Source organism: Bacillus sp. FSL E2-8868 (assembly GCF_038005505.1).
GTDB classification, from domain to species: domain Bacteria; phylum Bacillota; class Bacilli; order Bacillales; family Bacillaceae_G; genus Bacillus_A; species Bacillus_A mycoides.
Genome location: NZ_JBBOTI010000002.1, coordinates 987,018 through 1,008,122 on the forward strand (window position 1 = coordinate 987,018; position 21,105 = coordinate 1,008,122).

Annotated in this window: 23 protein-coding genes, 1 other RNA gene and 1 riboswitch; of the genes, 4 read left to right on the top strand and 20 right to left on the bottom strand. The window is 36.3% G+C overall.

What is annotated here, in order from left to right:
• Nucleotides 1-7: 7 nt before the first annotated feature.
• From pbuX to NSS74_RS15950, 13 genes are all read right to left on the bottom strand, one after another.
• Nucleotides 8-1,330 carry a xanthine permease PbuX gene (pbuX, locus tag NSS74_RS15890; RefSeq protein WP_002030833.1) on the bottom strand — a complete coding sequence of 441 codons (1,323 nt, stop codon included), beginning with the start codon at nucleotides 1,328-1,330 and terminating at the stop codon, nucleotides 8-10.
• A 3-nt stretch (nucleotides 1,331-1,333) separates the two neighbouring features.
• Entirely contained in the window at nucleotides 1,334-1,927 is a 594-nt protein-coding gene (locus NSS74_RS15895; RefSeq protein WP_002030831.1) for a xanthine phosphoribosyltransferase, read from the bottom strand.
• Nucleotides 1,928-2,034: 107 nt separating this feature from the next.
• A riboswitch (purine riboswitch) is annotated at nucleotides 2,035-2,136 on the bottom strand.
• 104 nt (nucleotides 2,137-2,240) lie between these two features.
• Nucleotides 2,241-2,999 (bottom strand): type I methionyl aminopeptidase, encoded by a 759-nt coding sequence (locus NSS74_RS15900; RefSeq protein ID WP_002030829.1) that lies wholly within the window; start codon nucleotides 2,997-2,999, stop codon nucleotides 2,241-2,243.
• Nucleotides 3,000-3,153: 154 nt separating this feature from the next.
• Nucleotides 3,154-3,627: a GNAT family N-acetyltransferase gene (locus NSS74_RS15905; protein WP_340813951.1), complete on the bottom strand. Its 474-nt coding sequence runs from the start codon at nucleotides 3,625-3,627 to the stop codon at nucleotides 3,154-3,156.
• Between the two features lie 48 nt (nucleotides 3,628-3,675).
• Nucleotides 3,676-5,193, bottom strand: a complete 1,518-nt coding sequence (ypwA, locus tag NSS74_RS15910) for a carboxypeptidase (protein WP_002030824.1) — start codon at nucleotides 5,191-5,193, stop codon at nucleotides 3,676-3,678.
• Nucleotides 5,194-5,311: 118 nt separating this feature from the next.
• Nucleotides 5,312-7,249: an ATP-dependent DNA helicase gene (locus NSS74_RS15915; protein ID WP_002011942.1), complete on the bottom strand. Its 1,938-nt coding sequence runs from the start codon at nucleotides 7,247-7,249 to the stop codon at nucleotides 5,312-5,314.
• A gap of 138 nt (nucleotides 7,250-7,387) precedes the next feature.
• The gene (locus NSS74_RS15920; RefSeq protein ID WP_002126488.1) at nucleotides 7,388-7,570 is read right to left on the bottom strand and encodes a DUF3921 domain-containing protein; all 183 of its coding nucleotides are present in this window, start codon (nucleotides 7,568-7,570) and stop codon (nucleotides 7,388-7,390) included.
• Nucleotides 7,571-7,631: 61 nt separating this feature from the next.
• Nucleotides 7,632-8,771 carry a THUMP domain-containing class I SAM-dependent RNA methyltransferase gene (locus NSS74_RS15925; protein ID WP_002011868.1) on the bottom strand — a complete coding sequence of 380 codons (1,140 nt, stop codon included), beginning with the start codon at nucleotides 8,769-8,771 and terminating at the stop codon, nucleotides 7,632-7,634.
• A 180-nt stretch (nucleotides 8,772-8,951) separates the two neighbouring features.
• Nucleotides 8,952-9,343: RNase P RNA component class B (gene rnpB, locus NSS74_RS15930), an RNA gene on the bottom strand.
• An 87-nt stretch (nucleotides 9,344-9,430) separates the two neighbouring features.
• Nucleotides 9,431-9,766, bottom strand: coding sequence for a cell division regulator GpsB (gene gpsB / locus NSS74_RS15935; protein ID WP_000622426.1), 336 nt, complete (start codon nucleotides 9,764-9,766; stop codon nucleotides 9,431-9,433).
• A gap of 97 nt (nucleotides 9,767-9,863) precedes the next feature.
• Entirely contained in the window at nucleotides 9,864-10,418 is a 555-nt protein-coding gene (locus NSS74_RS15940; protein WP_002030808.1) for a DUF1273 domain-containing protein, read from the bottom strand.
• A 56-nt stretch (nucleotides 10,419-10,474) separates the two neighbouring features.
• Nucleotides 10,475-10,924 carry a CotD family spore coat protein gene (locus NSS74_RS15945; RefSeq protein WP_002141053.1) on the bottom strand — a complete coding sequence of 150 codons (450 nt, stop codon included), beginning with the start codon at nucleotides 10,922-10,924 and terminating at the stop codon, nucleotides 10,475-10,477.
• Between the two features lie 156 nt (nucleotides 10,925-11,080).
• Nucleotides 11,081-11,719 carry a YppG family protein gene (locus NSS74_RS15950; RefSeq protein WP_002086577.1) on the bottom strand — a complete coding sequence of 213 codons (639 nt, stop codon included), beginning with the start codon at nucleotides 11,717-11,719 and terminating at the stop codon, nucleotides 11,081-11,083.
• A gap of 177 nt (nucleotides 11,720-11,896) precedes the next feature.
• Between NSS74_RS15950 and NSS74_RS15955 the strand changes: the two genes are divergently transcribed.
• Nucleotides 11,897-12,088 (top strand): YppF family protein, encoded by a 192-nt coding sequence (locus NSS74_RS15955; protein WP_002030817.1) that lies wholly within the window; start codon nucleotides 11,897-11,899, stop codon nucleotides 12,086-12,088.
• A 25-nt stretch (nucleotides 12,089-12,113) separates the two neighbouring features.
• Here NSS74_RS15955 and NSS74_RS15960 read toward each other — a convergent pair whose 3' ends face one another.
• Nucleotides 12,114-12,458 (bottom strand): YppE family protein, encoded by a 345-nt coding sequence (locus tag NSS74_RS15960; RefSeq protein ID WP_002126482.1) that lies wholly within the window; start codon nucleotides 12,456-12,458, stop codon nucleotides 12,114-12,116.
• Nucleotides 12,459-12,473: 15 nt separating this feature from the next.
• Entirely contained in the window at nucleotides 12,474-12,716 is a 243-nt protein-coding gene (locus NSS74_RS15965; RefSeq protein WP_002011865.1) for a hypothetical protein, read from the bottom strand.
• Nucleotides 12,717-12,834: 118 nt separating this feature from the next.
• Here NSS74_RS15965 and NSS74_RS15970 point away from each other — a divergent pair, with 118 nt between their 5' ends.
• Nucleotides 12,835-12,981: a phage portal protein gene (locus tag NSS74_RS15970; protein ID WP_307838389.1), complete on the top strand. Its 147-nt coding sequence runs from the start codon at nucleotides 12,835-12,837 to the stop codon at nucleotides 12,979-12,981.
• 343 nt (nucleotides 12,982-13,324) lie between these two features.
• On the opposite strand, the gene NSS74_RS15975 is transcribed toward NSS74_RS15970, so the two are convergent.
• Nucleotides 13,325-14,350: a DUF2515 domain-containing protein gene (locus NSS74_RS15975; RefSeq protein ID WP_002141049.1), complete on the bottom strand. Its 1,026-nt coding sequence runs from the start codon at nucleotides 14,348-14,350 to the stop codon at nucleotides 13,325-13,327.
• Between the two features lie 103 nt (nucleotides 14,351-14,453).
• On the opposite strand from NSS74_RS15975, the gene recU reads away from it, so the two are divergent.
• Both recU and NSS74_RS15985 read left to right on the top strand, forming a co-directional pair.
• Complete coding sequence (gene recU, locus NSS74_RS15980) at nucleotides 14,454-15,056, top strand: Holliday junction resolvase RecU (protein ID WP_000155584.1); 603 nt, start codon at nucleotides 14,454-14,456, stop codon at nucleotides 15,054-15,056.
• 66 nt (nucleotides 15,057-15,122) lie between these two features.
• Nucleotides 15,123-17,864 (top strand): PBP1A family penicillin-binding protein, encoded by a 2,742-nt coding sequence (locus tag NSS74_RS15985; RefSeq protein ID WP_340813952.1) that lies wholly within the window; start codon nucleotides 15,123-15,125, stop codon nucleotides 17,862-17,864.
• A 26-nt stretch (nucleotides 17,865-17,890) separates the two neighbouring features.
• Here NSS74_RS15985 and NSS74_RS15990 read toward each other — a convergent pair whose 3' ends face one another.
• The 4 genes from NSS74_RS15990 to aspB all read right to left on the bottom strand — a co-directional run bounded on the left by NSS74_RS15990 (nucleotide 17,891) and on the right by aspB (nucleotide 21,092).
• Nucleotides 17,891-18,409: a YpoC family protein gene (locus tag NSS74_RS15990; RefSeq protein ID WP_002086586.1), complete on the bottom strand. Its 519-nt coding sequence runs from the start codon at nucleotides 18,407-18,409 to the stop codon at nucleotides 17,891-17,893.
• A 3-nt stretch (nucleotides 18,410-18,412) separates the two neighbouring features.
• Nucleotides 18,413-19,060 carry an endonuclease III gene (gene nth / locus NSS74_RS15995; RefSeq protein WP_000933020.1) on the bottom strand — a complete coding sequence of 216 codons (648 nt, stop codon included), beginning with the start codon at nucleotides 19,058-19,060 and terminating at the stop codon, nucleotides 18,413-18,415.
• A gap of 15 nt (nucleotides 19,061-19,075) precedes the next feature.
• Nucleotides 19,076-19,783, bottom strand: a complete 708-nt coding sequence (gene dnaD, locus NSS74_RS16000; RefSeq protein WP_000728546.1) for a DNA replication protein DnaD — start codon at nucleotides 19,781-19,783, stop codon at nucleotides 19,076-19,078.
• A 121-nt stretch (nucleotides 19,784-19,904) separates the two neighbouring features.
• On the bottom strand, nucleotides 19,905-21,092 hold the full coding sequence (gene aspB, locus NSS74_RS16005) for an aspartate transaminase AspB (protein WP_002011860.1): 1,188 nt from the start codon (nucleotides 21,090-21,092) through the stop codon (nucleotides 19,905-19,907).
• Between the last annotated feature and the right edge of the window lie 13 nt (nucleotides 21,093-21,105).

A 21,105-nucleotide genomic window follows, 5' to 3' on the forward strand; every position in this document is an offset into this window, starting at 1 on the left:
TGCTTTTTTACGCTTCCCTTACTGCACTTTGCATAGACACTGGCTCTTCTTTTACTTTCACTTTACGTTGCGGCACCATATTAAATACGATATTTAAAAGTACTGCTGACGCACTTCCAAGTACAATTCCGTTATCTGTTAAAATACGAATGTTTTCAGGAAGTTGTGAGAATAATGTAGGAACAACTGTAACCCCAAGCCCAATTCCTACAGAACATGCAACGATTAATAAGTTTTCTTGTTTACCAAAATCAACGCTACTTAACATTTTAATACCATATGCCATTACCATACCGAACATCGCTAACATTGCACCGCCAAGTACTGATTTCGGGATAATAGTTGTAATAGCTGCGATTTTAGGAATGAATCCAAGAACGATTAACATACCACCACAAGTATAAATAATAACGCGATTTCTTACTCCAGTTAATTGAACAAGTCCTACGTTTTGAGAGTATGTTGTATATGGGAACGCGTTGAAAATACCACCTAACACCATCGCTAATCCTTCTGCGCGATAGCCTTTTGTTAATTCTTTTTCACCGATCTTTTTATTGCAAATATCAGATAATGCGAAATATACACCTGTTGCTTCTACAATCCCTACGCAAGCAACTAAAATCATCGTAATAATTGGCGTTAATTCAAATGTTGGTGTACCGAAGTAAAATGGCTGAATACCGTGGAACCAATCCGCTTCTCCAACCGCTTGCAAACTTACTTTCCCCATAAATGCTGCAACGATTGTACCGAACAATAGACCTAGTAAAATAGAGATTGAACGAATAAATCCGTCAAAGAAACGATACATAATGATGATAAATAATAATACACCAAATGCTAACGCTAAATTTTCAAGACTACCGAAATCTTTACTTCCTACTCCTCCAGCCATATCATTAATTGCTGCTGGAACAAGTGTAACTCCAATTACGGTAACGACAGATCCTGTTACGACAGGTGGAAACAGCTTTACAAGCTTTCCAAATAATTTCGCAAAAATAACAACGAATAACCCAGCAGCAATAATCGCTCCATAAATAGAAGACACCCCGTATTGTTTTCCGATTGCAATCATCGGTCCAACCGCTGTAAATGTACAACCAAGTACAACCGGAAGCCCAATACCGAAAAAGCGATTTGATAATGCTTGTAAAATCGTTGCTACGCCGCACATTAATAAGTCAATCGATACTAAATACGTTAATTCTTGTTGATTTAAACCAAGTCCCCCGCCGACAATAAGAGGAACAATAATTGCACCAGCATACATAGCAAGCATATGCTGCATACCAAGCGATGCGATTTTAAATGGATGTTGCTTCATCGTTTATTTCACCTCCGCAGTTTCTTGCTGTACAAATGTAACTGTGCCGTTATCAAGTGATGCAATTTCTGCTAGTGACTCAACACGAACTCCTTGTTCGCGAAGCTTCTTTCCTCCATCTTGAAATGCTTTTTCAATAACAATACCAATTCCTGCAATACTTGCTCCAGATTGCTCTACTAAACTCATTAAACCTAAAGCAGCCTGACCGTTTGCTAAAAAGTCATCGATAATTAAAACGCGATCATTTTCATCGATATGATTTCGAGATAATGAAATTTCATTCGTTTCTTGTTTCGTAAATGAGTATACGTTTGCAACGTACATATTATCTTGTAACGTTAACGATTTACGTTTTCTTGCAAAGATTACTTTTACACCAAGCTCTAATGCAGCCATAACTGCTGGTGCAATGCCTGAAGATTCAATCGTCACGATTTTTGTAATGTTCTCTTCTTTAAAACGTTTAGCAAATTCTTTTCCGATCTCTTGCATAAGTACTGGGTCAATTTGATGATTTAAAAATGCATCTACCTTTAATACGTCACCAGATAAAACCTTTCCTTCGTTCAAAATCTTTTCTTGTAATACTTTCATGTTTGTTCCCCCTCTTATGCAATAAAAAAACTCCAAAAGCCGCCACCACTCGTTACAAGTGAGAGACGCGCTTTTGGAGTTTCGCAAAAAAGAATGCTAAACAAGCAAATATATTCGTCCTCACTCATAGTCAAAGTATTTACGGTACTTCGGTAGAAACTTGCAGGCCATATCCCCGCGATTATATGAGTGTAGCTAACTATTTATTTTATAGAAGGATTATAACGCACTTTTTAAATTTTGGAAAGCATTTATTAAAAAAACACGTACGAATTTTATGAAAATACTATTTTCGTTCGAGTTTTGCAAACTCTTACATTTCATATTTAAGCGTCGTTAAAATGATTGGACCATCTTTTGTAATCGCAATTGTATGCTCATATTGAGCTGATAATTTACCGTCCATCGTTCTTGCAGTCCACCCATTTAAATCTACTTTAGAATATCGCATACCTACATTTACTATGGGCTCAATTGTAATTACCATTCCTTCTTGTAACTCAGGCCCTTGTCCTTGTTTACCAAAATGAAAAATCGCTGGTTCTTCATGAATCTCTTTACCGATCCCGTGTCCCGTAAAGTCTCTTGCGACAGAAAAACCTTCAGAGGCTACATAACTTTCAATTGCGTATCCAATATCTCCAACATGGTTACCACTTATTGCTTGCTCAATCCCTTTATATAAAGCACTCTCTGCTACTAACAATAACCTTTTTGCTTCATCAGAAATATCTCCAACTATATACGTCCATGCAGAATCCGAGAGCGCACCATTTAAGTTTACTACCATGTCAATTGTCACAATATCTCCTTCCTGTAAAGGTACATCACTAGGGAAACCGTGACACATTTCATCGTTTACAGATGCACATATCGCATATGGATACCCGTTGTAACCTTTCTGTTCAGATGTTGCACCATGCTTTTCTAAATACGCTTCAACAAACGTATCAATTTCTTGTGTCGTTATTCCTGGTTTCATCATTTTTGCAATTTCTCTATGACAAGAAGCTAGTAACTTCCCAGATTCATGCATCAAATCTATTTCATTTTTCGTTTTAATTGTAATCATACTACCTCTCCTTACTAAACTTGCTATTTGCTACTAAACTTCAATCATACACATCCTCTTCCAAAATTTCAAAACTTCTAATTACAACAAGTACAAAAACAAACATCATTTATTTCTACATCAAAATAAAAAAACAGAAGCTCTTCTCTGTTTTTTAATCATTTTTACATATATAATTCATTTTCAAAAACTCAAAACAACTACCATTTGTTTTCTGTATAAACGTTCCAACAGCTTCGAATCCTGCTCTTTTATACACGTTAATCGCTCTTTCATTAAATGTCGCTACTGATAGTGTTATATAATTGCATCCGTATTTTTCTTTACTAAAAGCTAGTCCAACTTTTACGAACTGTAGACCAAATCCATTCCCAGTTATATCAGGTCTCATTCCAAGACCTATATCAACCGTTTGATTATTTATGTTACTAAAACTAAAGAAACCAATGAAAGTACCATTTTCCTTCACAGAAAATGTATGATTCCCTCTACTCTCATCCTCTAAAAACTCAGCTAAATCTTCTTCATCTGCCTCTATATCATAAAAGGAATACTCCCCTTCATAATGCCAGTTATATGCAATTTCTTCTGCTTCCGCTTGCGACATTACTGTAAACATATAGCCCATTTCTCTCACTCCCTCATAAAAAAAAGCTGCAATTAAGCAGCTCCTGTTTTATAACTCATAAATCTCTTTATATTTAGCTTCTAAATAATCTGCTAAGTAGTTTGCATTTAAACCTTCACCTGTCACATCTTTTAAAATTTCAAGTGGTTTTTTCGTTTTGCCATATTGGTGAATATTCTCTGTTAACCATTCACGAATTGGTGTCACGTTTCCTTCTTCTAATAATGCATCAAAGTTTGGAATATCCTTTAGCATCCTATGTTTAAATTGCGCTGCATACATATAACCAAGCGCATAAGATGGGAAGTATCCAAATGAACCACCAGCCCAGTGAACATCTTGCAATACACCTTGTGCATCGTTTTCCGGACGAATTCCTAAATATGCTTCCATCTTATCATTCCAAGCCGCTGGCAAATCCTTCACTTGTAATGTACCATCAAATAATTCTTTCTCAAGTTCATAACGAACCATGACGTGAAGCGGATATGTAAGCTCATCTGCTTCTATACGAATAAACGATGGCTTCGATTCGTTAATCGCATCATAAAACTCGTCTACTGATATATCATTGAATTGACCATCGCTATACTCTTTTAATAAATCATAATTTTTCTTCCAGAATGATTTATTACGACCGATAAAGTTCTCAAAGAATAATGATTGTGACTCATGAATACCCATAGAAGTTCCACTACATAGCGGTGTACCTTCAAATTCCTCTGCAATATTTTGTTCATATACAGCATGACCACATTCATGAATCGTACCGAAAACAGCCATACGGAAGTCTTTCTCATCGTAACGAGTCGTAATACGAACATCCCCTCTATTTAATGTAATTTCAAAAGGATGTACCGTTTCATCAAGACGACCCGCTTCAAAGTTATAGTTCAATTGTTTTAATAACTCTAAAGTAAAATTCTTTTGTTTTTCTTTTGAAAAATGTTCAGCTAAAGCATTTGTTTTTAATTCTTTTTTAGACTCAGAAATTTCTTTCACAAGCGGAACGATACGTTCACGTAGTTGACCAAATACATGATCTAACACTTCTACTGTGATTCCCGGCTCATACATGTCTAATAGCGTGTTATATTTGTACGTTTCGTAACCCCAATATGTAATAAACTTTTTTTTGAATTCAACAATTTTTTCTAAATACGGACGGAACATTTCGAAGTCAGATTTTTCGCGAGCTTCTTCCCATACACTTTCCGCTTTCGCTTCTAATTTCACATACGCTTCATATTCCGCTTGTGGAATTTTCTTATTTCTATCATATTCTTTACGACACTCTTCAACCATTTTCTTTGTCGTTTCAGAAAGTTTATTTTCAACAATTAAAGATTCTAGTTCAGTTAAATAGTTCCCCATCTCATCTGAAGTCGACATCGCAAACACTTCGGATGAAAGCATTCCAATTACTTCTGAACGCTGGTCTACTCCTTGCTTTGGTGCACCTGTTCTTAAATCCCAAAACATTAAACTTAATGCCTCTCCGTAATTCTCTATCTTCTTCACATATGTTAAAAATTGTTTTTCCACTTCATATGTAGCAACTGTCATAGTATAAAAAACCTCCTTTTTCTACCTCAAACTTATTTCGACACTGAAACATAAATTCCTTTTCTAATAGAAAAAAAGCTTGGCAAATGCCAAACTTTTCCCTACAACATTTTTTCGCTTAAAGTACTTTTCCTTCTACCGGAAGTACTTTCTTCACTGCTTCTATCACTTTTTCATCTTCATTATCTGATAAGAATAATGATATAGCACCTTTATCTTCACTTGTACGAATTAAACGTCCAATTCCTTGGCGAAGACGTAAAATCATATAAGGCACATCTACGTCCCAGAATGGATCATTCACATGTTTACGCTTCGCCTCAAACACAGGATCGTTTGGAGGGAATGGTAATGACCAAATAATAACATGTGATAATGATGAACCTGGAATGTCTAAACCTTCCCATAAATGAACGGCACAAAGTACAGTCTCTTCTTCATTTTGGAAACGAGAAACGAGCTGACTAATTTCTTGATCTCCTTCATATAGGAACGGAACTGACATTTGCTCTTTACTTACATATTCTTTAAACGCTGCAAGTTCTTGCGTTGTACGGAATAATACGAGTGTACGTCCATTTGTTTTTTGTATATTTTCAAGTGTATATTGACACTTTCTTTCCCATTCATTTTCTTTCGTATACGGAAGTAAGTTTACTGTCATTTGCTCTTCATAATCAAACGGCGAAGCAACTGAGAATGATAAGTAATCTTTTACCCCTAGACTATTTGCAGTAAATGCGAACGAATCATTGTCAGATAATGTCGCAGAAGAGAAAATATATGGAATCTTCTTCGAGAATACTTTTTCTTGTAACACTTCTTCAACTGCACGCGGCATAATAACTAACGTGAAAGCACCATCGCCTTCTTCACCCCACGTAATTACATTTTTCTCGTGCATGAAAAGACGAAGTGAATGCTCTAACACATCTAAATGCTCATCAACAATATTTAAATCGTATGTGTTTACTGTATGCATTTCACTTTCAAATACTAATGCATCACCGACTTCACCGATTTTCGCATAAAGTCTTTTCGCTTCTGCAGTTACCTTTTCTGTCACAGTAATTTCTAAACGATCAGAACCTTCAATTTCCTTTTTATTCTCTTGTAGTACCCCAAAGAATTGTTCAGTTTGCCAAATTGTTTCTTCTACTAAATGTGCGAACTCTTCACGAATATCATTTTGTAATAATCTCGTTAAAAGTTGCTCCATCATCGTTTGTTTTAAACGGTACGTTAAAGCTTTTTGAGCTGCATATTCTACAAGATGCCCTTCATCGAATACAACGCAACTACTTTCTGGTAATAACGGAATTTGCCCTTCACGTTTGCGAGCTTCGTACGTCCAAATATGATCCATATAGAAATCTTGAGAACAAATGATTAAATCTGCCGCTTTACGATAATGCTCGCGCGAAAGAGTTTGACCACAACGATGACGAGAATCACAAGTGAAGCAATCTTGGAAGTAATCCCAGTTTACCTTTGACCATTCCTCGTCATTTAACAGTGGAAATTCTTTTCGATCACCATAGTGAGTAAAGTTCTGCATCGTACCATGATCAAATACGAACTGAGGTAATTCGTAATATACATCTTCAATTACTTCTGGAGCTCGTCCACTCATAACATCTTCAAGTTTACGTAAACATAAATAATTATCCATTGACTTCGCAAGTCTAACATCAACAGATAGCCCTAATGCTTCAGATAACTTAGCAATGTCTCCTTCTTCTTTCACAAGCTGCTCAATTAACGTTTCATCTGCACAAGCGATAATAGCCGGCTTCCCTGTATAACGTGCATAACAAATTGCATATAGAAGATATACAATTGTTTTCCCTGTTCCTACACCTGCTTCTGCAAACATAACTTTCTTCTCTTGGAAAGCGCGCTCTAACTGAAACGCCATAAAAATCTGTTCATCACGCTCTTCAAAGCCTTTTTCCGGAAGAATGTCGTAAAACACATCTCCAATCCACTCATTCAACTTATCATAAAAATTATCTTGTTTTCCTACTTCAAATGGTAACCTATTCTCAGTAAACATCCTTAGCCTCCAACCAAACAGTTTTTCTATAAAAAGATATAGCAACTGCTACTCACATGTGTGCAGCCACTTTCCCCTGTTACAATACATAGAAATACACGAAAAAAAATTTCCCTTTCGAAAAAGGAAAATTTTTTTCTATATTAATGACCTTAAATAACGTTTATCAATCGCTGTTTCATGTGAAAGAGCTGACAAATATTCTTCCTGCGCTTTTTGTATTCCATCTACAATTGCACCTTGACTATCCACTTCTTTTCCGAGCTCATCATACGTACGGTGAATAGCTTTTTGAATCATCGATAATTGGAAACTATCCATATCACTTCCTCCTTTACGCATTACATAATAGCCAGTATATGCGTGCTGGAGGAGTTTTATACTATGAATTACGCGGTGGACGCTTTCCGAAGTATTGATAGTAATCTGTACGGATAAATCCGTTAAACAGTTTACGCTTTTTCGATGCATCTTTCCCATAACATTTCTCAAATGCTTCATAACTTGTTAATAAATACATTGACCACGTATCTAATGGGCGGAATACCTCTCCCATTTCTTTATATAATTTTTCAACAAGCGCTCTTTCACTTAAACGTTCTCCGTATGGAGGATTCGTTACAACATAGCCATATTCCTCTTTTGTCGTGAAATCTTTTACTTGCATTTGTTTAAATGATATAAGATCCCCTAATCCAACTTCTTCTGCGTTATCTTGGGCAACTCTTATCATACGGTGATCGATATCTGATCCAATGATTTGCAATGGTTGATTATAATTAGCTAAATCTTCAGCTTCTTGACGAGCTTCGCGCCAATTTTGTTTACCAACCCAGCCCCATTCATCCGATGCAAAGCCTCGGTTAAATCCTGGTGCGATATTTTGTCCAATTAATGCAGCTTCAATTGGAATTGTACCAGATCCACAGAAAGGATCAACGAAAGGACGATCCGCCTTCCAGTTTGTTAACTTAATTAAAGACGCAGCTAATGTTTCTTTTAAAGGCGCTTCACCTTGCTCAAGACGGTATCCACGTTTATGAAGACCTACACCACTCGCATCGATTGTTAACGTCGCAATATCCTTGAGCATTGCAATTTCAATACGGAATAACGGTCCATCTTCTTCAAACCAAGTTGTGCGTCTATACGTTGTTTTTAATTTCTCAACAACAGCCTTTTTAACGATACGTTGGCAGTCTGAAACGCTAAATAATGTTGATTTCAAAGATTTCCCAATAACAGGAAATTCTCCGTTCTCTGGAATATAATCTCCCCAGTTTAACGCTTTTGTTTTTTCAAATAACTCATCGAATGTTGTTGCTTTAAATTCGCCGACTTTAATTTTCACACGGTCTGCAGTACGTAACCATAAATTCGTACGACAAATCGCTTTTTCATCCGCTTCAAACGTTACCTTTCCGTTTTCCACTTCACATTCATAACCAAGATCGCGAACTTCTCGGGCAACTAACGCTTCAATACCCATTGCCGCTGTTGCAATTAAAGTAACTTTTCCCATTTGCATTCACCTCTTATGTATAATCAAACAATAATTAATAACATGTTGTCCTATTAATTATCACATATTACGAAGAATATTCTCACTTACCATTTTAACTCACAACTTATAACTTCATACAAATAAAAAGCCCTCCTCTAACAAAGGAGAGCTGAGTTATTTCATAGTTGGTTCATAACGTTCTGTAAGCCATGTTCTGTTCCTTTGTACTGCAAACGGCCCACGCCTCGTACTCCGGTGGTAATCATCTATCTACAGGTTACGAAAACCTGTCCTTTTCCGTCGTTCATTTCCTTGGAAAAGATTCCCCTACCATTATTTGGGTTTCTCGCTCGTGGGGTTTACCTCGTTCCACTCCTATCATTTCTTCAAGGACTTCGTCACTGTGGCACTTTAAAGGTAGTCAAACCATATCCGAAAGGACTTAGGTTTTTTCCCTGCCGTTAAACCAGCCTTGCAGCCAGAATACCCTAGCTTATGACTTGGCTAGGCACGAACACTACAGCCATCTCAGGCCGTGCGAGCATGGACTTTCCTCTACAACGTTGGCGTTGCAGCGATTACCCAAACGTTATGACAAACATTAGTATAGTGGAAACAAAAAGATTTTGCAATGTTTTTTTCTATGTAAAATGCTTTAACCTTTTTGTTACCTTAATTTATTCGTATAACTTACTTCCAAATACAGCTTTTTCTAAATTAGATAGACGTTTTAAAATATCCGTATTCGTATTGTTATACACTGGTTGTGCAACTGGTGTTTGTACCGGTTGTTGCGGAACTTGTGTTGCCGCTACTTTTTGTTCTTCTAATTCACGTTTCAAACGAGCATTTTGTTGTTTTAATTGATCAAATTCCTTATGAAAAGCTTCATAATCTTTAATAATCATATCAAGAAACTTATCTACTTCTTCTTGTTGATAACCTCTCATACCTGTTTTAAATTCTTTTTCTAAAATATCTTTCGCTGTTAATTTAATTTTATCCGAAATCATTTTCTTCACCTCAAATTTTTGCCAAAGCTTTCATTAACTAAATTTTTTCAGAAACAACGCCTTTTGTCAATCAAATATACGAGTACTATATTACATATTACTCTGCATTATTCCACTGTTCCTCTTCCATTATATCTTGTAAATCAGAAAAAAGAATGAAATAACTGTGATAATTTTCTATTTCTCCTTTTTTCTTAGCTGCTTCTACAATATATTTAGGGCTCCCAGACTTTTCTTCATCATATACAGCTAAAAGTGCATCGCTTTTTTCAATAAAAAATTGATTCTTTAATTTAAATTGCTCTGGGCTTTCGTACTTCCGTTTCGTAATACTATCAATATGATCTGCTTGTGAAAGAATAAATTCGTAATATTCACGGTTATCTTCCTTCCAATTTTCCTCTTGTTCTAAAAAAGGAGTAAATACAGCTAATTTTAAATTTGGATATTCTACTTGAATTTCAAAAACAACTTCAGCAGCCCATAGCTCTACTCCTAACTGACCACTTATAATAACCCACTCCAAACCTTCTTCTACAAAAACAGTTAATTTACGACGCAGCGCCTTTTTTATACACTCTACTCCTGGATGATCATTTTTAAATATTCCAAGTTCAAACGGCTTATATCCTGTTACAGCAACAACCTTCATATCAACACTCCAATTACAAAAAAAGAACTAGCATTTCGCTAGTTCTAACATATCATTTACTTTTTAAACATTCCACCAACGTTTGGTCCGATATTTGGTCCAAATGGTGATACATTCGGTCCTGGTCCAAATGGTGATACGTTCGGTCCTGGTCCATATGGTGATACATTCGGTCCTGGTCCAAATGGTGATATTTGATGCCCATGGTGATGATGGCCATGACCGCATGGTCCACATCCACCGCCAAATCCACCAACAGATCCACCGCCAAATCCTGGATCACCAGGATCTACAACGTTTACGTTCGAGTTTGTTTGTGGGAAGAAGCCTTGATTTTTAATTTGTTGATGATGAACATGCGTTGTATGGGTTGGAAAAATGTGTGGCACCACCGTTGTTGAAAAAGAATGTGTTACGCATTGTTTCGTTGGATGAATGACAGGAGCTGTCGTACAAATAGGTCCTACAGGCTTATGCCCTCCAAAGCAAGGATGACAATGATGCATAGTTTTTTCTCTCCTCTCTCATTAAAAAAATCTGACTACACTTTACAATATGAGCGAGGGGCTAAAGCCGCTTGTTATATATACCCATTTATTTCATGGAAATTTGTCTAGTATCCAATTTCATACGTAATACCTATTATAGACAACCCCCTACTATTATTTACCAAAAAAGCCCCCGACTTGCTTAACAATCCCTGTTACTTGATTCATCGCGTTCATCATTTGTCCAGCTGTGTTCATCATTTTATTTACATCGTAGTTACCATCTGATGATTTAAATTGTGAAACAAAACTAGAAAACTGACTTGGTTGCTGTTGCTGTTGCTTTTGTTTATTCATCGTTGGATATGGTTGTTTTGGTGGATAAAACATAGCTTGTTGATTTACATATTGAGCTGGCGACATGTAGTTTTGTGAATTCATATACGCTTGCTGTGGTTGATTCGTATACATTTGCTGCGGCTGATTCATATGCGGTTGTTGCGACTGATCCATGTGCGGTTGTTGCGGTTGATTCATATACGCTTGTTGCGACTGATTCATGTGCGGTTGTTGCGGTTGATTCATATGCGCTTGCTGTGGTTGATTCGTATATGCTTGTTGCGGTTGATTCATATGCGCTTGCTGCGGTTGATTCCCAAAAGACACTTCAAATGGTTGATAATAATTTTGGTTTCCATAATGAGGCTCGAAAGGATACATATTATATCGCAAATATGTATCCTCATTATATTGGTACATATTTTGCTGTGCATATGGATTTGCTTGCTGATATACATTAGGTTGTTGAAACATGCATTCTCTCCTCCTTGGCATAAGTTTCTACATATAGAATATGTACCTATAAAATAAAATGTGTGACGGAGTACCTGTCTGTTTTTGTCGGAAGTTTAAATTTTTAAAAAAATTAGAAAGTAAACCCTTCCATGCTATGATAATAAGGAAGAAGATTCTCATGGGGGAGGAATCAACATGGTATTAGGGGATTTAAAACAAGCGTTTTCTCAAAAAAAGGGGTATTACACAGAAAATTCGAATGAACTGTTAGACTTTGCAAGACATTGTTATCTTGAAGGAAAAGTATGCATATCAGATTACCGAACATTAATACGAGAGTTAGAAATAAACGGTGCAACAAAACCTACAACAGTGACAGAGGCATAAAAAAACAAGAGGGTTTTCCCTCTTGTTATTTACATTGATCTACGATATTTTGCAAAGTATACGAAATAGCTTGATGAGTTTCAAAGAAACGTTTGCCTTTTCCCTTATTAACAAAACATTGTAGCACATTAGTTTGTAAATTATCATACACTTGATCAATTTGTTGTACATGTATATACTTAGGTTGTTCTTCCTTTATCCACCTATAAGCTAATTCTTTCCACATCTCTAACTCCGCATCTACAATATCAACAAATGGCTTCATATCCTTATAAAAATCATATTCAGCCATCTCTCTTTTTTTCACATTCGCTTCATCATTATACTGCATTAACTTCTCCGAAGACTGGATTAATGCTTCATGTCCCATTTTGTTCCCACCTTATTATGCACTCACTACGACGTTTTGAAATGTCTTTACCCAGCTCCCTTTTTCTTCGTGATGCACTAATTTATTTTCCATATGTTCTATATGCATTTCTGTTATTTCTATCTTATTGCATATTTTTTCACCTTTATCCTTCAATGCATGATTCATTCTAATCCCAATCTTCATTTCCAGCAAATCGAGAGAACTTAACATTTGATCCATTTTTTTCATAACATCTTCCTTCTGAACCATCGCCATATTTAAAACGCCCCCTTCTTTGCCTTTCCTTTGTCATGTAATTTCGCCGATTGATTAATTACTCCTTCTCACATGACAAAACTAGTTGATATTCGTCAAAGAAATCATTTAGTATGCCATTTTTAGAAATGGTAACAATACAAAAAGGAGGTGTATTACGATGACAAAAAATAAAAACGAAAAAAAGAAAAAGCAAAACAAACAACAAAACAAACCTGAGACTGGTAATCCAAAGCTTGATGGTCCAAATTTCCCCGCTACATAAAGTGAAACTTTAATCAGTGGGGTTTTGTTCATCTCCCACTGATTATCAGCCCGCACCAATCGGGTGTTTACGGACAGCAGGGCTTCCACCTACCTTCTTTGCTCCAGCCAAATTTTGAGGTGGGAGTTTTACTGTCCGCAAATAGCGGGATAAAATGACACTTTAACCAAAGTGGCTTTTACAAACAACTATTTTCTAGTCTACCTTACCTCTTCGCTTTCGATAAGTGTTGAAGTTAAAGTCGTACTGCTGGCAAATAGCCGATTAGAAAGTAACTTGTTGTAGAGCATATTACTTTTAATAAAGAAGTCCCGCCTTCATTTAAGAAGGCGGGACTTCTTTATTATATCATGAACTCATCTATTCTTTTAACAAAACTACTTAATATAGAAAGAGTATGTATTTGCTCCCTCTTCTTTCTATACCATTCTGTTATATTAATTTTCCCCTTAGGTTTTTCAAGTAAAAATAATGAATCTATTTCCAACCCTTCACTAAACCAATCTTTTTCAATTAATTTTTCATGAGTGACAATAGAATACACTTCCCGAAGAGCCGGCGTACATGATTTTCTAATTCCCCTTATATTACATTCATAATCCATTCTTGACCCTGTATGCCTAGTTTGCACTGCAAATTTATAAAAAGAAGACTTATACTTTGAATGAAATAGTAACCAAGCTAATTGCTTCCCCAGTTCTATACGTTTTTGCAACGTTTCAAATTGATAAACTGAAAATCCATACATTCCCCCTTCCACCGTTGGAAAAATAACTGCACTAACATGAAATATTTCTTGAAATTTGAACAGTGCAGTATCAAATACGTGTTTTTGAAAGTATGCATTCTCAATTACTGGTTTTTGAATTTTATTTTGTTCATTAATAATAAGTGCCGTCATAAGCCTATTTATATCTTTTTTCTCCCAAAACGCGACCCATTCTTTTTCCATAAAAATTGATATGTTGAAAAATTGTAACAAATGGAAGAGCGGCGCACATCTCTTTTTACTTTCCTCATACAGTAATAGTTGAGGAAATGCATCTAAGAAAATGAGCCAATTGGCTTTCTCATACAAAAGAAATAATCGTCTCTTAACTGTTTGAGATAAAAGATTAGAATAATATTCTCCTTCTAAATCTGTCATGTTCCATCCCCCATTCCTTGAAACCATACTCGCTAAAAAAGACCATCTAATTTCTCTATTTCTCAAATAATATTCTTGGTAAGATTGTGTACGTGAAATATTATCTACGTTAGCTACATCCGTGCTCTCCTTAATAGTAAGAACTATAGCTTTTTCCTCTTCTGTACAAAAAATATCATTACGGGTCTGTTTAATTTTTTCGTAATCATTCCATCGAAACATGAGTAAGTCACCATACCTTTCTTGAAAAAGGTCACATCTTTTTTCATTTTTTGATATAATCACCTTTGTAAGTAATTCTTATCAAGTTGGGAGTGGACAAAATATGACCATTCGTTACCCAAATGGAAAAAGGTACGATCAAGCTTCACAACCTCATAAAACACCAATAAAAAAACATACTTACAGTAATAGAGGTATGTCCCTTGAAGAGGAATTGAATGAAACCAATCAATATTACTTAACCCATAATATTGCATGCGTACATAAAAAACCTACACCTCTTCAAATTGTAAAAGTAGATTACCCCGCTCGAAGTGCTGCAGTGGTAAAAGAAGCGTATTTCAAACAACCTTCTACAACAGATTACAACGGTGTATACAAAGGGAAATACATCGATTTTGAAGCGAAAGAAACTAAAAATAAAACCAGTTTTCCACTTCAAAACTTCCACCTTCATCAAATTGAACATATGAAGCAAGTAGTCGCTCATAATGGAATTGCATTTGTTATTATTAAATTTACACTTTTTGATGAATTTTATTTATTAGATGCAAAACATATTATTGCATTTTGGAATCGTCAAAATACTGGTGGACGTAAATCGATTACAAAACAAGAAATAGAAGAGCATGGGTCTTTATTATCATGCGGTTATCACCCTCGAATTGATTATATCCGCGTACTAGACACGGTTTATTTTTCGTGATAGAGTCATCACTAAGGCTCTTTTTTCGACTTTTGGGGGAGAGAATGAAAGGTAGGAGAAAGTATAATGTCAGATAATTATCGTTCTCGTACAGAACGAAATCATGTAAAAAATCAAACGAAAGAAACAAATAATAAAGAAGAAAAACCAAAGAAAAAAGGTTCCTTTTTCAAGAGATTTCTTATAGGTTGTCTACTTCTTGGTATCGTCGGTCTCGTAGCTGGCGTTTCGGCCTTCTTTGTTATGGTAAAGGACGCTCCAAAACTAGACAAATCAAAGCTAGTCAATCCTTTATCAACAAAATTCCTTGATAAAAACGGGAATTTCTTCTATGAATACGGTGCTGAAAAACGAACCCATGTTACATACGATCAAATTCCAAAAGTAATTGAAAGTGCATTCCTTGCGACTGAGGATGCTCGTTTCTACGATCATAATGGAATTGATTTTAGACGTACTGGAATGGCAGTCATGGAAAATGTCACTGGTGGTTTTGGATCACAAGGTGGTAGTACGATTACACAGCAAGTAGTTAAAAACTATTTTCTAACGATGGACAAAACTGCAAAGAGAAAAGTGCAGGAATGGTACTTATCTTATAAGTTAGAGCAACAGTACTCAAAACATGAAATTTTAGAAATGTACTTAAATAAGATTAACTTAGGTAATCGCTCTTATGGTATTTCCACAGCTGCCAAAAAATATTACGGCAAAGATTTAAAAGACATACAACTACACGAAGCTGCAATGCTCGCTGGTTTACCCCAAGGTCCTAACATTTATGATCCAACAAAACCAGATAACGTTGATAGAGCAACGAAACGTCGTAATATCGTATTAACATTAATGAACCGACACGGGTATATAACGAAACAAGAAATGAATGATGCAATGCAAATCCCTGTAACACAAGGACTTCTTCCATCTTCAGAAGTGACTGAAATGAAGTATCAGGCATTTATAGATGCTGTTGTAAAGGAAGTTGAAAAAGAATACCCTGATATAAATATCGGTTCAGACGGTTTAACGATTCATACAACACTTGATCAAGATGCTCAGGATTACGCTGAAAAAATTATGGATGGGAATCTCATCAAGTATCCAAACGATCAATTCCAAGGATCATTCGTATTTATGGATACTCAGTCTGGAGAAGTTCGAGCAATCGGCGCTGGTCGTAAAGAAAGTAAGTCTACTTTCAAAGGTCATAATATGGCAGTTGATTTAAAACGCCAAGTTGGTTCAACAATGAAACCAATTTTCGACTATGGTCCTGCAATTGAAAACCTTCAATGGTCTACTTATCATCAATTAAATGACTCTGAATATACTTACTCTGATGGCACAAAGATTAAAAATGCTACAGGTAATTTTAAAGGTGACGTTTCACTTCGTGAAGCATTGAAGAAGTCATTAAACATCCCGGCTTTAAAAACAGCTCAAGCAGTCGGTATTCCTAAGGCACAAGAGTTTGCTGAAGGTTTAGGAATGACGTTTAAAGATGGGAAAGCATATGAATCTACTGCAATCGGTAGTAATGAAGGCTCTCCGTTAGATGTCGCTGGAGCTTATGCAGCATTTGGAAATGACGGTGTTTATAATAAACCTCACTTCGTAAAAGAAGTCATCTTCCCAGACGGGAAAAAGAAAAGCTTTAAACCGAAAGAACAACGTGCAATGCACGACCATACAGCTTACATGGTTACTGATGTTCTTCGTGACGTAGTAAAACCTGGTTCTGGCGGTACAGGGCCAACAGCATATGTTTCTGGATTCGACGTTGCTGGTAAAACAGGAACACAAAACTTTGATGCAAAAGATATAAAAAAATATGGCATCCCAGCTGATGCGAACAGAGATAGCTGGTTCGCTGGATATACACCACAATATACGATGGCTGTGTGGACTGGTTACGAAAAGAATGGTCCAGAAAATTACATTAGCGATCGTTATACTAAAATTGCACAACAAATGTTCCAAGTAATGATGAGCAAATTCGCTACAGATAAATCTCGTTTCGAACGTCCTTCTTCTGTTCAAGAAATAAACGGAGAATTGTACGTAAAAGGTGCGAAAAAAGATGCAGTTAAAGAAATTAAAGTAGATCCACCTAGTGGCCTTAATGTCGCTTTCGATGGCGCTAGCACAGTGACACTGAACTGGTCTGGACCATCATCAGATGTTGATGCATACGCAGCAAGCTATAAAGCTACTGACGGTTCTAGTGGTAGCTTATCAGTAAGCGGTACGACAGCTACTCTTGGTGGTATTAAACCAGGTGTTACTTACAGTTTCTCTGTAGTAGCGAAAAAGGGTACTGGAACAAGCCCTGCAGTTGGTGCATCCTTCACTGCCCCTGGCGGAACTCCAGATGCGAAAAAAGCTGACGAAGAGGCTAAGAAGAAGGCTGACGAAGAGGCCTTGAAAAAGGCCAATGAAGATAAACTAAAACAAGAAGAAGCTAAGAAAAAAGCTGATGAAGATCAGCGTAAACAGCAAGAACAGCAGCAACAGCAACAACAACAAGAACAACAACGTAAACAACAAGAACAACAGCAGCAACAAGAACAACAACGTAAACAGCAAGAAGAAGCTCAAAAGAAAGCCGCTGACGAAGAGGCTAAGAAGAAAGCTGACGAAGAAGCTAAGAGAAAAGCCGACGAAGAAGCTAAAAGAAAAGCTGACGAAGAAGCTAAAAGAAAAGCTGACGAAGAAGCTAGAAAAAAAGCTGAAGAGCAACAACAGCAACAAAATACCGGAGGAGATATACCTCACGCGGACGGAAATGTTGTTACAACAGAGTCTTAATAAACAAAAAAAGAAGTCGGTTTCTCTTAATGAGAAATCGACTTCTTTTTTGTTATCATTTTCTTTACATATAGCTTTTCTATTTCGATATACAACTGTACTAATTGAATATACGAATGGTAATTACTCGGTTTCTTTATAATAAATGAATATCGCTCCATAAAATTAACAGGTTGTACTTCCAATTTATTCGTATTTACTTGCATCTCATTCAAACTATGAACAGGCTGCTCATTTAACCAATATATAACCGATAGAAAGTGCGCTGCAAAAAGAATCATCGGACCCTCAGCTTCTTGTTTTTTTCTGTTCCGAAATAGTATAGCAATTTCTTCATGCTTGCTTTTCCATATATTTAACACCGCTGGAATACTTGTTTCAATTTCATTCCATGGCTCATATTTTCTTTCAATATCAAATATAAAGTAAGTATTTTGTATTATTTCTTCAAAAGATTGGTCTGTGTGATACGTAATCGAATTTGCACTCTCTTTAAAAAATGGTACGCACCGAAACTCTTTCGGTATTTCTATAACTCGCTCCATCCTTTATTTCCCCTTCATTCGTTTCTTTCCTTCGCGACATATTTCTAGTAATCGACACTCTTCACATTGTGGTCGCTGCGCCTTACAGTAATAACGTCCGAAGAAAATCATACGGTGGTGTGTAACTCCCCACTCATCCATTGGAATCTTCTTCATCAATGTCTTTTCCACTTCTAACACAGAATCTTTCCATCTACAAATTGCTAACCGTTTACTCACTCTCTCTACATGCGTATCAACAGCAATCGCTGGAATCCCAAATGCTACCGAAACAACTACATTCGCTGTCTTTCTCCCTACTCCTGGTAATTTCGTCAGCTCATCACGGTCTTCTGGAACTTTCCCGTTATAATCATCTAGTAACATCCGGCACAATTTTTGAATATTTTTCGCCTTATTTCTAAACAATCCAATGGAACGTATATCTTGTTGTAATTCTTCTAAAGACACACTTAAATAATCTTCTGGTGTTTTATATTTTTGAAATAAGTTTTTCGTCACTTTATTCACAAGTGCATCTGTACATTGCGCAGATAATGCCACTGCGATTACAAGTTCAAATGGATTATCATGAATTAATTCACAATGCGCTTCTGGATACATATCCGCCATTGTATCTAAACAATAACGAATTTGCGTTTTGTTCAACATATCTTTCCTCCTACACTACTGCTCCAACCAATTATAAAAAGGCACTTTCCCAGTAAATTTCGTCTCTTGTTTTGTCGTTTGCTGTGTGCGTTGTTGATTCGCTCTAAATTTCTGGCCTTGATTTTGCGCTTGATCTACCGTTTTAATTCCGTTCTTTTTCCACTCAAACAAAATACGATCAATATACCGGAAATTAAGTTTACCACTCATAACAGCTTCACGAAGAGCCGCTTGAATTAAATTCGGATGGTGTTGATCTTGATCTTCCCACATCCCTAATGTTTCACATTCAAATGGCGAAAGTGGTCTTCCGAATTCTTTTTCAAATACTGTATATAAATTTACTTGAATTTGCTTTTGTTCTTTTTGCTCTTCCTCTATAGATTCATTCATTAAAAAGTGCAATATTTTTTCCCACAGTGGTTGTAAAGAATAACTTTCACACATCATCGCTTCAGATCTTCGTCCACCTTCTAGTGCTAAAAAACCTTTTTGGATTAAAGTCTGAATCACTTCCATGCATTTCATTTCTGTTATCGTCATCCGTTCTGAAATCTCTGAAGGAGTCGGGAACGAATTACCTGATTCTAAAAATGTGTGTACATGAAGTACTACCATAAATTCCGTCTCATTTAAACCTAGCTTTTTATAATGCATCATAAGCAATTTAGGAATCGCTATGCTTCCCTGTTCAAACCATTGTAACATCATTTTCTTTTTCATCACCAAACACCTCGTTCTCTAGTATAACACACCTTTAGCCATTTCTTTTTGCCACAATTCGTCAAAAAAACCTCCCTATATATAGGGAGGTTTTTTGCCATTTACTACAAGAAACAGACGATTAAGCCTGTACTTTACTTTTCATGAACGTATGAATTCGTTCTAATGCTTTCTCAACTTGCTCAAGAGATGTCGCATACGATAATCGAACGTTATTTGGTGCACCAAATCCTGTACCTGGAACAAGAGCCACCTTTTCTTCTTCTAATAATGCTTTTGCCCACTCATCAACTGTATCATACCCAGCTAACGCTACGGCTTCTTTTACATTTGGGAATAAGTAAAAAGCACCTTGTGGCTTAATGCAAGTGAAACCAGGAATTTGAATTAATTTATCATAAATAATGTTCAATCTTTCTTCAAACGCTTGACGCATTGTTTCTACAGGTTCTTGTGAGCCTGCATACGCAGCAATTGCACCGTATTGAGCAATTGAAGTAGGGTTTGACGTACTATGACTCGCTAAGTTCGTCATCGCTTTAATAAGCTGCTTATTTCCTGCTGCATATCCAATACGCCAACCTGTCATAGAATGTGATTTAGATACACCATTAATAATAAGTGTTTGTTCTTTTAATACATTAGAAAGCTGGGCAATTGAAGTATATTCCGCGTCACCATAAATTAATTTTTCATAAATCTCATCTGAAACGATTAAGATATCATGCTCTAAACATACTTCTCCAAGCTGTTGTAATTCTTCTTTGCTGTAAATCATCCCTGTTGGATTGCTCGGTGAATTAATAATAACAGCTTTCGTTTTCTCTGTAATTGCCTCACGCAGCTGCTTTGCTGTAATTTTGTACTCATTGCCTTCTAGACCTTCTACATAAACTGGCTTACCACCAGCAAGCTTTACTTGCTCAGGATAACTTACCCAATAAGGAGTTGGGATGATAACTTCATCTCCTTCATCAAGTAACACTTGGAATAATGTATATAATGCATGCTTGGCACCATTACATACAATAATTTCAGATGGATCATACGCAATTCCTTGATCACGAGTAAACTTCTTCACAATTTCTTGTTTTAACGCTTGTAATCCACCTGTTGGTGTATATTTCGTATGTCCTTCTAACATCGCTTTATGCGCAGCATCCATAATATGTTTTGGCGTATTAAAGTCAGGTTCTCCTGCTCCTAATCCAATTACATCATGACCTTCTGCTTTTAATGCTTGTGCCTTTGCTGTAATTTCTAAAGTTGCAGATGGTGTTAAAGCAGCTACTCGCTTTGCTAATTTCATTTGTAGTTCCCCC